Below are 13943 nucleotides of genomic sequence, written 5' to 3' on the forward strand. Positions count from 1 at the left end.
CTACTGCGGCCCCCTCCGGTACCGGTCGTGGTCCTCGGCCGGCGGCAGGTCGTGCGCCTCGGCCACGCCCGCGTGCAGGACCGCGCCGTCGTGGGTGTTGAGCCCCTCGGCCAGGACCGGGTCCGCGGCGCACGCCGCGCGCCACCCGCCGTCACCGGCGAGCGCGCGCACGTAGGGCAGCGTGAGCGAGGTGAGCGCGAACGTCGACGTGCGCGGGAACGCGGCCGGCATGTTCGCCACGGCGTAGACGGTCGATCCGCCGGCCGTGAAGGTCGGGTCGGAGTGCGTCGTGGGCCGGGAGACCTCGAAGCAGCCACCCTGGTCGATGGAGATGTCGACGAGGGCCGCCCCGGGACGCATCGCCTCGACGAGCTCGCGGCTGACGAGCTGCGGCGCGTGGGCGCCAGGGACGAGCACGGTGCCGACCACGAGGTCCGCGCGCAGGACGGCCTCCTCGATCGCCTGGCCGGTGGCGGCGAGGGTCCGCACGCCCGGGCCGAACGCGTCGTCGAGCCGACGCAGCGCGGGGATGTGCTTGTCGAACACCGTCACGGACGCGTGCAGCCCGTGCGCGAACGTGGCCGCACCGGTCCCCGCGACGCCGGCGCCCAGGACGACCACCTCGGCCGGGGCCACCCCGGCGATGCCGCCCATGAGCACCCCGGTGCCGCCACGGGTCGCGTCGAGCAGGTTGGCTCCGACGATCCCTGCCATGCGGCCGGCGATCTGGGACATGGGGGCGAGCAGCGGAAGGCGGCCGTCGTCACTCTGCACGGTCTCGTAGGCGATCGCCGTGGTGCCCGCCTCGAGGAGCCGCTCGGTGAGGGGGCGGTCGGCCGCCAGGTGGAGGTAGGTGAACAGCACCTGATCGCTGCGCAGGAACCCGTACTCGGAGCCGACCGGCTCCTTGACCTTGACGACGAGGTCCGCCGCCCAGGCCTCGGCGGGGTCGTCGGTGAGCGTCGCCCCGGCCGCGGCGTAGTCGTCGTCGGTGAGTCCGGAGGCCACGCCGGCGCCGGCCTGGACGACGACCGCGGCGCCGTCCCCGACGAGCTCCTGCACGCTGGCCGGCGTCAGTCCGACCCGCCCCTCGTGGTCGAGGACCTCGGTCGGGACACCGATCCGCATGCTCACCTCCGTCTCACGGCCGTGCTCGGCTCCCGCCGGGCGCGGGCACCCGCACGGGTGGCGACCAGCGTAGTGCGGATACGCATCCGGCCTGGTCGCAACCACCGCGTCGGCCCCGCGCCGCCCGCCCTTCCCGGTCAGCGCCTTCCGGTCAGCGCCGCCCGGTCAGCGCCACTCGGTCAGCGCCGGACGGCGGCCGCCTCCTCCGCCTCGGACAGGGTCGACGACGGCCTGAGCCGGACGTGCAGCTGCTTGCGCACACGCGCCACCACGGTCCCGTCGGTCGCGACGACATCGGTGGTCAGCCAGTGGAGGTGCGCCCCGCCGTCGGCGGCGCCGGCGCGGATCTCGTCGAGCAGGTCGTCGGTCACGCGGAACTCGGCCTCGACGGCCGTGCGGCCGGGACGGAGGTAGTCGATCTCGCCGCGCTTGTCCCACACCGTGTAGTCGGGGCCGAGCGCGCGGCCCACGAGCAGCATCCAGAACGGGTCGGTCATCGCGTACAGCGAGCCGCCGAACTGGGTGCCGACGTAGTTCGAGGTCAGCGGATTCTTCGAGAGCCGGACCCGCGCCGTCCGCGCGTCCGGGGAGAGATGGGTGATCCGGATGCCCGCGAACAGCATCGGCGGCCAGGCGTTCATCACCCACTTCAGCGCGAACGTCGATCTCAGGCTCCGGTCGAGGTCGGCGTAGGTGGGCAGCTTCGGCAGCGACGGCATGGGACATTCTCCCGCAGCCGCCCCCTCCGGCGCAGATGGGTGACCGGCTATCGCCGTTCGCTCCGACGTCGTGCCTGGTCCTGGTCCCCGAGGAAGACCTGCACGAGCACCCGTGCGCCGAGCGTGAACGCGAACAGCAGGAGCGCCGCTCCCACGACCGGGAGGATGCGGATGCCCTCGGCGAGGTCCGGGCCGCCCGGCGTACTGATCAGGAGGGCGCCCGCCAGTCCCAGGGAGGCGGCGAGCACGGCGACGATGAGCTGCTGGACGATGCCCGTGACGAACGCGCGGTCGTCCTCGTGGCCGAGCACGCGGGTGTTGACGGTGAAGCGGCCTGCCTCGAGGTCCTCCGTGAGCCGGTTGAGGCGTCGGGGCAGGCGCTGGAGCATCGGCAGGACCGCGGCCGCCTGCCCGAGCAGGGCGTCCTTGACCGCCTGCGGGCCGAGCTTCTCGCGGGACAGCGAGCGCCCCTCGGCGCGGGCGGCGGTGACGAGGTCGACGTCGCTGCGCAGGAGGGCGAGGGTGCCCTCGAGCGAGCCGAGCGCGCGGAAGGCACCGGCGAGCTGAGGCGGCACGGTGAACCGGTGACGCAGGACGATGCTCAGCAGGTCGCCGAACACGGCCGAGGTGCCCCCCGCGTCGAGCACCGCCAGCCGGGTGAGCAGCTGACCGATCTCGCGCTCGAGCGCCCGGTCGTCGAGGTGGTCGGGCCGGTCGAGGAGGTCGACGAGGGCGTCGGTCGTGGCGATCGCGTCGCCCCGCTCGACGGCGCCGAGCACGAGCCCGAGCGATCCGCGCGACCCCGAGTCCAGGCGTCCCACCGAGCCGAGGTCGAGGAGCGCGACGGTGTCGTCGGGGCGCAGCATGATGTTGCCGGGGTGCAGGTCGGCGTGGAAGACCCCGGTGACGAGCACCTGGCGCAGGATCGTGCCGACCAGCGCCTGGCTGAGCGCGTCGCGCCGGTCGAGCCGGAGCCGTTCGACGTCGGCGCGCGGCGACGACAGGGGCGACCCCTCGATGCGTTCCATCACCAGCAGGGTCCGCGAGCTGATCTCCGGGTAGGCGCGCGGCACGTGGACCAGGTCCGACGTGGTCGACGCGGCCATCGCCTGCATGTTGGAGAGCTCGACCGTGTAGTCCAGCTCCTCGTCGAGGGAGTCGGCGAACCCGCGGGCGAGCGAGCGCAGTCCGAGGCTGCGGCCCCAGGAGGTCGTGCGGTCGAGCCGGTCCGCGAGCCGCATGACGATGTCCATGTCGCCGGTCACCTGCTGGCGCGCGCCGGGGCGCTGGATCTTGAGGACGACCTCGGAACCGTCGTGCAGGCGCGCCGTGTGGACCTGGGCGACCGAGGCGGCCGCGAGCGGCGCGGTGTCGACGTGCGCGAAGACCTCCTCCAGGGGGCGGCCGAGCGAGGCGTCGACGACGGGGCGGACCTCCTCCCAGGAGAGGGCGGGGACGTCGGAGTGCAGGCGGGACAGCTCCTCGACGACGGTCGCCGGCAGCAGGTCCGGCCGGGTGGAGAGCGTCTGCCCGAGCTTGACGAACGTGACGCCGGCGTCCTCCAGCGCCCGCCGCAGCGCGCGGGCCGACGTGTGGGGAGCGGCGTCGGCGTCGCGCCGCCTGGGCATGCGTGGCCGGAGCCAGGCCACCAAACCGTGCCGGGCCGCGATCTGGACGACCTCCGCGTACCGACGTGCCCGCCGGAAGCGGGCGGGCGTGCCGCGGACGAACGCGATCGGCGAGGGGAGCGCGCCGGTGGGGACGACGGCCTCGAGCACGGCGAGGACCATGATCTCCAGGACGAGGACCCATGCGGTGCCGAGCACGAGGATGATCCCGAGCGGGAGCGGGTCCGCCGTGCTGGTCCAGATCTGGTCGGTGCCGATGTGCAGGCCCTCGAGCACCCGGTCGAGCAGCGCCACCGCCGCCGTGTTACCGATCAGCGCGACGATGATCGTGCGCGGCCAGCCGACCGGCGCCCCGAGCAGGCGCCGGGCCACCACGGCGACGACGATCGCGTTGACCAGCGCCGTCGCGGCGACGAGGAGGTACCCGAGCAGGGACTGCATGTCGGACAGTGTGGCGGACGCGTGGTGCTCGGTGTCACCCGGCCCCGACGCGCGGCTGGTCCGGAGCGAAGTCCGCACCCCCGCGGCGGGCCCGGTAGCGAGGGCCCCGCCCGCGCAGCGGGCCCGGCCTACCGGTCCGCTCGCATGAAGGTCGTGTCCGCGAAGGGGCTCGCCCCCGCCACCTCCTGGGCGAGGAGCTCGCCGATCGCCGGCGCGTGCTTGTGGCCGTGCCCGGAGTCCCCCGCGGCGACGACCAGCCGCTCCCGGCCGGGCAGGCGGCCCACGTGGAACTGCTGGTCCGCCGAGCGCGTGTACATGCAGGCGACGCCGGACACCGGGCTCGGGTCGACGTCCGGGTAGGCGTGCGCGACCGCGTCGGCGAGCGCAGCGGCGTCGCGGCCCAGGTCGATCGACCGGTCGAGCCGGTCGGGATCGGCGTCGGAGAAACCGAGTGCGTCGGTGCCGTCGTCGTCGAGGCCGAGCTTGACGGCGAACCCGCCGTCGGTGCCGGGGAGCTGGGCGCCGTGCCCCCAGACGCAGCGCCCGTCGTCGAGCTCGCGGATGATCACCGGGAACCTCCCGACGTCGAGGATCCCGCCCGGTGCGAGCGCCGCGGGGTCGCGCCCGGTGAACCAGAACATGGGGACGCGGCGCGGCCGCAGCGGCAGGTCGACGAGCCGGTCGGTCCAGGCGCCGGCCGCGACGACCACCTGGCGGACGGTGAGGGTGCCTCCGCCGCCGAGGCGCACGACGACGCCGGCTCTCGCCTCGTCGATGGCCTCCACCCGAGCGCGGACGACCCTTGCTCCGGCGGTGCGTGCGGCGTCGACGGAGGCACGGACCCCGGCCTCGGGCCGTGCGAGGCCGGCGGCCGGGTCGAGGACGGCCACGTGGTCCTCGGGCAGGGCGTGCAGGACGGGGAACCGGTCGCGGGCGTCGGGGGCGCCGATCGTCTCCACCGCCGTGCCGGCGGCCCGGGCGGCGTCGAGGACCCCGGAGACGACGCGGCCGGCCGACGGTCCCGCCATCACGCCGCCGGTGAGCGTGAGCAGCTCGGTGCCGGTGGCGGCCTCGAGGTCGCGCCACAGCTCGCGGGCGCGGCCGGCGATCGGCGTGAGGCCGGGGTGCTCGAGGCAGAGCTCGCGGAAGAGGCGCGTGGTGCCGTGGGTCGAGCCGAGCGCGTGGCCGACGGCGTGCTGCTCGACACCGACCACGTCGATGCCGCGGGCGGCGAGCCGCCACAGCGCCTGGGAGCCCCAGGCACCGAGGCCCACGACGGCGACGTCGGCGCTTGTCGTGGGGGCGGAGGAGGTCGTGGCAACGGAGCTCGTGGGGACTGTGGACACCGGCTGAGTCTGGCACCGTGCGGGACGCGCGTTGTCGGCGAACGGCGCGTCGACCACGATGGGAGACGGGCCGGCAGGCGTCGGACGGGGGCAGACGCGGGGTGTCAGGCGGGCGGGAGCAGGTCCGTTCGTCCGAACATCTCGGCGGTGGCGCGCGCCGTGGGAGTGCCGTGGTCCGGATCGGCGCCGTGCTCGAGAAGGGCGGCGACAACGTCCTCCTCGCCCTTGAAGACCGCGCCTGCCAGCGGGGACTGGCCCCGGTCGTTGAGCCGGTCGACGCCGGCGCCACGATCGGCGAGCGCCCGGACGGCGTCTGCGTGCCCGTGATACGCGGCGAGCATGAGCATGGTGTTGCCTGCCGGATCGGCGAGGTCGACCGGGGCCCCGGCGTCGACGTACGCGGCGAGCCGCTCGGCCTCGCCGCGGCGCGCCATGTCGAACAACTCGTGGGCCAGCTGCGCCGCGCGGTCCTGCTCGTCGGGGTCGTCGTGCTCGTCCTGCTGAGCCGGCTGCTCGTGCTGAACGGGTCGGTGCTGCGAGGTCGGTTCGTCGGCGTCGCGCGGGTCGTCCGTGGCCATCGACCGAGCGTAGCCGCGGCGCCGGCCCGCCCGCCGACGAGAACCTGCGTTCAGCGTCGGCGGCGGAGCCGGTCCATCAACGAGCGCCTGCGCGGAGCCGGTACGGCCTGCCCGGACACCGGGTCACCCGGTCCCGATACGTCGCCGTCGCGGACGTACGGGGTGGTCTCGGTCGATATCAGCGCGTCGTCGAGCGCCACGCCCGTCGTGCGCTGGAGCAGCTCCATCAGCGAGTCCTCGGTCAGCGGCCCGATCCCTGCAGCCGCTTCCGCCGTGTCCGGCTCGCCGTCGTCGAGCTCGATCTGTCCTTCCTGCGAGCGCAGCTCGCGGAGAGGTCCGCCGGGCGCCGTGACCTGCCAGAGGTAGCTGTCCGAGGTGCCGCCGAAGACGGCGAGTCGAACGGTGCGGCCAAGGACCGGGGCCAGGACGGGGGCAAGCCCGAGAACGTCGAGCATGTCGCCGAGGAGCACCGTCCCGCTCGGAACCGCGGCGGCGAAGACCGCACCCGGATAGCCGACTGCCGAGGTGTCCGCCGTGAGGACGAAGTCCGCGAGGACGGTGCCGTCGACAGGTCGCAGTCCGGCGCCGGCGAGCTCGGCCGGTGCGGCACCCTCGACGACGGCGATCGCGCAGTTCCATGACATGGCAGGACGATAGCGCCGGCCGGGGTCAAGCCGCGTCGCGGAGTGCGATCGGGCCTGCGTCTCGGGTCGGACCGCGGCCGGCCGGGCGGGTCAGGCCGGTGGCAGGAGATCGGTGCGACCAAGGATCGGCGAGCGACCGTCACGCGCCGGCCGGGCTGCTTGTCCGACCGCCGCCCGCCACGCGGCTTCTCCCGAGGTCGCGAAGGAGACGGGGGTCCCGTCCACCGTGAAGCCGATCGACTCCTCGCTTATCGGTTCCTTGTTCCCGCCCGGCATCACCGCGGCTGCGTGAGTCGCCGGCGGCCGCGTCGTTCGAGGTCGGGGAGCTGGTGCGTGCGTCGGAGGTGGCGGCGCGACGATGTAGCCGGCGGCGGCACTGCCGTAGACATGGAGCGCAGCCGCATCGATGTCCCACAGCCACGCCAGGTGTGCGCACAGGATCGCGTCGACCTCGTCCTCGACCCTGTTGATGTCGGCCGGCCGAGAGGCTGCTGTCACGATCTCGACGATCTCCTGCCAACGCCGGCTCTCGCGGAGCTTGAGGTTGTCGAGCCCTTCAATACGGTCAACGACCTCGGCAAGGGCTGGTCGTCGGGTCTCGATGGAACCCTTCTTGTACTTCAGCGTCCGACCGAGCTCGAAGAGCCCCACCATCGCCGCGTGCGGGTAGACCTCGAGGCAGAGCGGCCGCGCCGTCGACCCCGGATCCACCTCCCAGCCGTGGCGCTGCGCCAGACGTTCAGCGCGGGGCGGGTTCATGTAGCTCATCGAGCGGTTGCTCGAGTGGCAGCCGGCGTCGTACCGGCCGTAGACCGAGGTCACGAGACGCTCGCAGTCGCGCTGGCCGGTCTCGTTCGTCACGACCAGAGGTGCGTCGACGGCGATGATTTCCCGCCCGTGAGCAACGTGCCGGGCGAGCCAGTCGTCGATCTCGGCATCGGAACCGACCGACCCGGATGCCGTCAACGCGCCGTCGGCATCGAGCACCGCCAGGCCGGTCCTCGCTCGATCGTTCCACGCGAGGTCGATCCCGACGTACGCCATGGTGGTCCACTACGCCTCTCATGCAGGTGTGACGGGGCCTCCGAACCTAGAAGGTCCGGAGGCCCCGTGACAACGGGTGACAATGGGCGCGCAGGAGGGCCTGAACTCCTGCCCTCGTCGACTCACGCACCCGCGCGGGGGCGCCGCATGCCTCCGAGCGGGTGCCTATGGCGTGGCGCGGACGATGACCAGCGAGCCGTCGAACGTCGGTTGCCGCCGCAGTGCGCCGTACTTGGTGTCCCACGCGCCCGAATCGATCGCCGCACCCAGGGCTGCCACGTACTTCTCGGCCTGCGCAGGATCGACGAAGCTCCAGGCCGAGCATGCCGCGCGCGCCCCGGCACCGAGCAGCTCCTCGGGACGCCCGTAGTACGCCTCGTTGAACCCGTCCGTGCAATCGAGCGGAATCGGCACCAGGTCGACGGCGACCGCGCCGCCGAGCCCCTCGGCGAGCTCGGACATCGCAGGGTAGCGACGACGTTCCGTCGAGATGACGTCCGGCGCGTACTCGGCGAGCCAGAAGCGGTCGAGCAGGTCAGGGTCGCAGGTCAGGATGACGACAAGGCCGCGGGTGACGCGGCGGATCTCCGCGAGTCCCGCGGCGAGATCGCCCCACTGATGGACCGAGAACGTCGTCATCGCCGCGTCGAAAGCATCGTCTGGAAACGGCAACGACTCGGCTACCGCGTCGATCGCAGTGCTGAGCTGGTCCGCTCGCTGGGCGCGCATGCTCGCTGACGGTTCGATCGCCGTCACGTCCCGGTCGACGGGCTCATAGTTCCCGGCCCCTGCGCCGACGTTGAGCACCGTCCGTGCACCGCCGAGCGCATCCCACACGGCCTGCGCGATCCGCGGGTCGGGACGGCGATAGTCACTGTACGACTTCCCGATGACACCGTAATCAGCATCCCCGGCGCTGCCGTCCAGCTTTCTCGACTGCTCCACGGCCATGCACCGATCGTCACACAGGGCTGCGCGCGCACCGTCGTCGTCAAGAGACCGTCAACGAAAAACGGCTGAACCCCCGAGACCAGGGGTTCAGCCGTTCACGATGTCCTGGGACATCACACTGTGCGCGAAGGGGGACTTGAACCCCCACGCCCTTTCGGGCACACGGACCTGAACCGTGCGCGTCTGCCAATTCCGCCACTCGCGCGAGCCGTTGTACTGCGGCAAACAGCGTAGAGCAGGCTATCACCTGCGATCCGCGTGACGCCCGCGGATCCGGGCACCCCGGTGGTGATCCCGCACACCGGCGGCGCCGGTCGACGCGCAGCAGTGACCGGCACACCGGCGCCCACCGAGCCGGTGCGAGGCGTGCCGAGTCACCGAGGCAACTGGGTACGTGCCGAGTCAGTCGACGCGGGGCACTGACTCGATGTGTACCCCGCTGGCTCACCGCGAGACGCCGCAGGAGGGACGCCCAGCAGAACCGAGCTCACCGGCCGGGCCGAATCCCGCTCACTCGCCAGGTGGGGGCCGCTGCGCCCGGCAGAACTGCGCCCACCCGCCGGGAAGGGTCAGTCGTTGTCGCCGCCCGTGTCGTCGGTCGACCCGAGCCGCACCTCCTCGCCGCGGCTGTCCGTGAACGTCCACTCCGCGACCTCCGGGAGGTCCTCGCCGTGCCGGCGGGCGTGCATGCGGGCACGGGTCCTGGTGTCGAGGAGCTCCTGACGCAGCCCGGCGGCGCGCTCGGCGAGGCCGGGGACGCGGTCGATGACGTCGGCCGCGAGGCGGTACCGGTCCAGGTCGTTGAGCATGAGCATGTCGAAGGGCGTCGTCGTGCTGCCCTCCTCCTTGAACCCGCGCACGTGGATGTTGCCGTGGTTGGTGCGGCGGTAGGTCAGGCGATGGACGAGCGCCGGGTATCCGTGGAACGCGAAGATCACCGGCCGGTCGGTGGTGAACAGCGCATCGAAGTCCTTGTGGCTCAAGCCGTGCGGGTGCTCCCGCTCGTCCTGCAGCCGCATGAGGTCGACGACGTTGACCACGCGGATCCTCAGGTTCGGCAGCGCCCGCGCGAGCAGGCCGGCGGCCGCGATGGCCTCCATCGTGGGGATGTCGCCCGCGCACCCGATGACGACGTCGGGCTTCTCGCCGGTCACCTCGGTGCCGGCCCAGTCCCAGATGCCGATGCCGCGGGCGCAGTGCAGCTCGGCCTCGTCCATCGTCAGCCACTGCGGGTTCGGCTGCTTGCCGGCGACGACGACGTTGACGTACCCCTTGCTGCGCAGCACGTGGTTGAAGGTCGACAGCAGCGTGTTGGCGTCCGGCGGCAGGTAGATCCGCGTGACGTCGGCGGTCTTGTTCATGACGACGTCGAGGAACCCCGGGTCCTGGTGGGAGAACCCGTTGTGGTCCTGGCGCCACACGTGGCTCGACAGCAGGTAGTTGAGCGACGGGATCGGCACGCGCCAGGGGATCTCCAGGCTCGCGTCGAGCCACTTGGCGTGCTGGTTGAACATCGAGTCGACGATGTGGACGAACGCCTCGTAGCTGTTGAGCATGCCGTGGCGACCGGTGAGCAGGTAGCCCTCGAGCCAGCCCTGCACCTGGTGCTCGGAGAGCACCTCCATCACGCGCCCGCGGCGGGAGAGGTCGACGTCGGTGTCCACGATCTCGCCCTGCCAGGCCTTCCCGGCGACGTCGACGGTGGCCGAGAGCCGGTTCGACGCCGTCTCGTCCGGCCCGAAGACCCGGAAGTTCGTGCGGTTGCGGTCGACGACGCCGGCGAGCCAGCTCCCCAGCGTGCGCGTGGCCTCGCCCATGGTCCCGCCGGGCGAGGGCACGTCGACGGCGTGCTCGCGGTAGTCGGGCAGGTCGAGGTCCCGCGTCAGGCTGCCGCCGTTCGCGTGCGGGTTGGCGCTCATGCGCCGCTCGCCGGCGGGGTTGTTGCGGGCCACGGCGGAGGTGACCCGCCCGTCCTCGTCGAACAGGTCCGCGGGCCGGTAGCTGCGCATCCAGTCCTCGAGGAGCCGCGTGTACTCGGCGTTGCCGCGCACGTGGTTCATCGGCACCTGGTGGCTGCGCCAGGTCCCCTCGACGGGCAGTCCGTCGATCTCCTTCGGCCCGGTCCACCCCTTCGGGGTGCGGAAGACGATCATCGGCCAGCGCGGGCGACCCTCGAGCGTCCCGGCGGCCGCGGCCGAGCGGATGTTCGCGATCTCGTCGAGCACCCGGGCCAGCAGCGCGGCGAAACGGCGGTGCGTCTCGGCGGGGTCCTCGTCGTCGAACCCGCCCTCGAAGAAGTGCGGGCGGTGACCGTAGCCGATCATCAGCGCCTCGAGCTCCTCGCGCGGGATGCGGTCGAAGAGGGTGGGGTTGGCGATCTTGTAGCCGTTGAGGTGGAGGATCGGCAGGACCGTGCCGTCGACCGTGGGGTCGAGGAACTTGTTGCTGTGCCAGGCGGTGGCGAGCGGGCCGGTCTCGGCCTCGCCGTCGCCGACGACCGCGACGGCGATCGTGCCCGGGTTGTCGAACGCAGCCCCGTAGGCGTGGGACAGGACGTACCCGAGCTCTCCGCCCTCGTGGATCGACCCGGGTGTCTCGGGCGCGACATGGCTGGGGACGCCGCCGGGGAAGGAGAACTGACGGAACAACTCGTTGACGCCGCGCTCGTCGGGTCCGACGTGCGAGTAGACCTCGGAGTACGTGCCCTCGAGCCAGGCGGCCGCCACCAGCGACGGGCCGCCGTGCCCCGGGCCGCTGAGGTAGATCGCATCGAGGTCGCGCTCGATGATCTGGTGGTTGAGGTGGGCGTAGAGGAAGTTCTGGCCCGGCGAGGTGCCCCAGTGGCCGAGCAGCCGCGGCTTGATGTCCGCGTCCTGCAGCGGCCGGCGCAGCAGGGCGTTGCCCATGAGGTAGATCTGGCCGACGGCCAGGTAGTTCGCTGCCCGCCACCACGCGTCGACGGCCTCGACCGTCGCGTCGTCGAGGCGGTAGCTCTCGGTCTCGTTCGAGTCTGTCCCGGCCGTTGCGGCGTGGAGCTCCATGTCACCCAGCCTGGTGCTCCGGGCGCGGTTCCGCCACCCCCGAAGGTCCCGGTCCCGGTGTTGCCCGACGACGACGAACGGGGGCCGACCACCCTGAGGTGGTCGGCCCCCGCCGCCCCGGTCGGCGCCTTCCCGTGCCCACCGGGTCAGGGCTGCCTCCCGCCAGCCGTCCTGCGACACCTACCTGCCGTGCACCAGCACGGCGGTGGCGCCGATGCCGATGAGCAGGGCCGCGATGAGCGCCAGGGGTGCGCCGTCGGCGCCGGTGACCGCCACGGACGTGTCGTCCGCGCCGCCGGTGCCGGTCTCGGTGACCACGCAGGTCGCGCCGAGCGGGAGGTCGTCGTAGACGGCGGACAGGTTGTCCAGGGTGAGCTCGCGCGTGGAGCCGCCCGGGATCGTCACCTCCTGCTCCGCACCGTCGACCACCCGGACGCACTGCAGGTCGACCTCGAAGGTCGAGCCCTGTGGCGCCGGGCCCTCGACGGCCTTGGTGACCACGAGCGAGGTGGCCTCGAAGGTGTTCGTGATGACGACCTCCGCGACCTCGTCGCCCTCACCGATGACGACGGTGCCGTCCTCCGGCGAGATCGACGACGCGTCGGCCCCGCCGTTGAGCGTCTCCGCCACGACGCACGCGGCGCCCTGCGGCAGGTCACCCACCGTCGCGACGTAGTCGTTGTCCGGGCCGAGGACGACCCGTTGGTCGTCGGCGCCGACCACCGACTCGACCTGGAGGTCGGTCGGGCTGCCGGTGCGCGACGTCTCACCGAACTCGCCGGTCTCGCCCTGCTCGCTGACCGTGCCGGCGGAACCCAGCGGGAAGCCGTCGACGCGGACGATCCACCCGCCGTCCTCGGAGAGCGACACGGTGCCGAAGTCACCCATGTGCACGTCGACGCCGGAGATCGTGCACTCGACGTCGGCGAGGATCTCTTCCGGTGCGTAGGCCGCGGCCGGGCCGGAGATCTCCTTGTCGATCTGGATCGAGCCGGTCGGCAGGTGCGCGCCGGCCACGGACGGGGAGCGCTTGTCCCAGGTGCCGACGCAGGCGCCGGCGTCGATGGTGACCTCGATCGTCGTCGTCGCGCCCTCGGGTGCGTGGACGACCGGGGCCTCGACGAGCTGCGGGCGGTACTGCGTGCCTCGCGGCGTGCCCGAGACCAGCATGGCCTCCTCCGGGGAGGGCAGCTGCTCGACGATCACGAGCTCGTCGATGCGCCTGGTGCCGGCGTTGACCGCCCGCAGGACCCAGTCGTCCTCGCCGTCGATGACGGAGTTCGCGACGCAGGGGCTGCGGAAGTAGCTTCCGTCGGCTGCCGCGCCGAGGCCGGGGGCCGCGGTGAGGTTCGGTGTGCAGGTGGCGCACGCCTGAAGGCGGGAGACGACCCGGTCGCCCGGCTCGACGGCCCCGCCGGGTCGGACGTCCTTGGGAGCGTGACCTCGATGCCCGGGGCGATGACGACGAGGGTGTCGCCGGCACCGGCCTCGGCCGTACGGCCGTTGGCGGCCGTGACGGTCGTGGTCATCGTGTTGTTCACCGTGATGCTGCTCGTCGCGGAGCCGGCTGCCTCGTCGGTGGTCCCGATCGTGAAGGCGGCGCTGGTCTGCGTGTCCGCGAGGGTGAGCTCGACGACGGGTCCGGCAGAGGTGTCCCGCTCGGTGGCGCGCTGCTCGACGTCGAGGGTGATGCCCGCGCTCGCGCCGGGCTCGATCTCGCCGGTGCAGGTCAGCCGCAGGCCGGCGACGTCGGCCTCGCTCACGCCGGTCGCGAGCGCGGTGATGTCCGTGCCCGGCGCCAGGTCCACCGGCACCTGGAGGCTGAGGACGATGGTGAAGTTCTGGCCCTCGACCATGCCGACCGCGCCGCACGGCAGGTCGCTGCCGCCCTCGCGCCACGTGACCGCCCGCGGGATCGACGCCTCGCCGGGCGAGATGGCCGCATCGGTGATCGGGAGGCCGGCGAGCTCCGCGGGCAGTTGGTCGACCAGCTGCGCGTCGACGCAGGCTGCCTTGTCGCAGCCCATGACGATCGTGTCGCTGAAGGGCTCGCCGGGGGTGAGCTCGGACGTGCTCACCAACGTGCTGACGGTGAGGTACTGGACCGTCGCCGTGGGCGCGGGCGCGTCGTCTCCGCCCTCCGGGGCCGAGCTGACCGCCGACGGGACGAGCATGAGCACCGACGTGGGCAGGCCGAGGAACGCCCCGAACCGGGCCCGCCTCCTCCGGCGTGCACCGTGCCCGGTGCTTCTGTGACGTGGGCGGCAGGCAGGCGGCGCGCAGCGGACATGCACGCTCCTAGCAGGCAGGAAGCGCATGCCGTGTCCCCGCGCGCGGACGTGCCGGCGCGGCGGGGCGACGTCGGGCTGCCGGGGGGGACGAGCTCGACGGAATGGGGGGCGAACGCTTCTCAGGGGGGCGGG

At 72.8% G+C, this 13943-nt stretch carries 11 protein-coding genes and 1 tRNA gene; all 12 read right to left on the reverse strand.

From position 1 onward, the window contains the following. The 12 genes from ald to ACPYO4_RS00355 all read right to left on the reverse strand — a co-directional run bounded on the left by ald (position 1) and on the right by ACPYO4_RS00355 (position 13694). Positions 1 to 1128 carry an alanine dehydrogenase gene (ald, locus tag ACPYO4_RS00300; RefSeq protein ID WP_425707205.1) on the reverse strand — a complete coding sequence of 376 codons (1128 nt, stop codon included), beginning with the start codon at positions 1126 to 1128 and terminating at the stop codon, positions 1 to 3. A gap of 179 nt (positions 1129 to 1307) precedes the next feature. Next, positions 1308 to 1847: a DUF4442 domain-containing protein gene (locus ACPYO4_RS00305; protein ID WP_425707206.1), complete on the reverse strand. Its 540-nt coding sequence runs from the start codon at positions 1845 to 1847 to the stop codon at positions 1308 to 1310. A 47-nt stretch (positions 1848 to 1894) separates the two neighbouring features. Then, complete coding sequence (locus ACPYO4_RS00310) at positions 1895 to 3916, reverse strand: ABC1 kinase family protein (protein WP_425707207.1); 2022 nt, start codon at positions 3914 to 3916, stop codon at positions 1895 to 1897. Between the two features lie 128 nt (positions 3917 to 4044). After that, the gene (solA, locus tag ACPYO4_RS00315) at positions 4045 to 5262 is read right to left on the reverse strand and encodes an N-methyl-L-tryptophan oxidase (RefSeq protein ID WP_425707208.1); all 1218 of its coding nucleotides are present in this window, start codon (positions 5260 to 5262) and stop codon (positions 4045 to 4047) included. 104 nt (positions 5263 to 5366) lie between these two features. Next, entirely contained in the window at positions 5367 to 5696 is a 330-nt protein-coding gene (locus ACPYO4_RS00320; RefSeq protein ID WP_425707620.1) for an ankyrin repeat domain-containing protein, read from the reverse strand. Between the two features lie 194 nt (positions 5697 to 5890). After that, positions 5891 to 6484 carry a hypothetical protein gene (locus ACPYO4_RS00325; protein ID WP_425707209.1) on the reverse strand — a complete coding sequence of 198 codons (594 nt, stop codon included), beginning with the start codon at positions 6482 to 6484 and terminating at the stop codon, positions 5891 to 5893. A gap of 90 nt (positions 6485 to 6574) precedes the next feature. Then, entirely contained in the window at positions 6575 to 7528 is a 954-nt protein-coding gene (locus ACPYO4_RS00330) for a DUF429 domain-containing protein (RefSeq protein WP_425707210.1), read from the reverse strand. Positions 7529 to 7693: 165 nt separating this feature from the next. Then, positions 7694 to 8479, reverse strand: coding sequence for a class I SAM-dependent methyltransferase (locus ACPYO4_RS00335; protein ID WP_425707211.1), 786 nt, complete (start codon positions 8477 to 8479; stop codon positions 7694 to 7696). 121 nt (positions 8480 to 8600) lie between these two features. Further along, positions 8601 to 8684: transfer RNA gene (locus ACPYO4_RS00340), tRNA-Leu, on the reverse strand. 364 nt (positions 8685 to 9048) lie between these two features. Next, on the reverse strand, positions 9049 to 11520 hold the full coding sequence (locus tag ACPYO4_RS00345; protein WP_425707212.1) for a phosphoketolase family protein: 2472 nt from the start codon (positions 11518 to 11520) through the stop codon (positions 9049 to 9051). Positions 11521 to 11700: 180 nt separating this feature from the next. Further along, entirely contained in the window at positions 11701 to 12726 is a 1026-nt protein-coding gene (locus ACPYO4_RS00350) for a DUF5979 domain-containing protein (protein WP_425707213.1), read from the reverse strand. Continuing rightward, entirely contained in the window at positions 12723 to 13694 is a 972-nt protein-coding gene (locus tag ACPYO4_RS00355) for a hypothetical protein (RefSeq protein WP_425707214.1), read from the reverse strand. The genes ACPYO4_RS00350 and ACPYO4_RS00355 overlap by 4 nt, the downstream gene beginning before the upstream one ends. Positions 13695 to 13943: the final 249 nt, after the last annotated feature.

This window comes from Georgenia sp. Z1491, from assembly GCF_049856175.1.
GTDB lineage: Bacteria > Actinomycetota > Actinomycetes > Actinomycetales > Actinomycetaceae > JB111.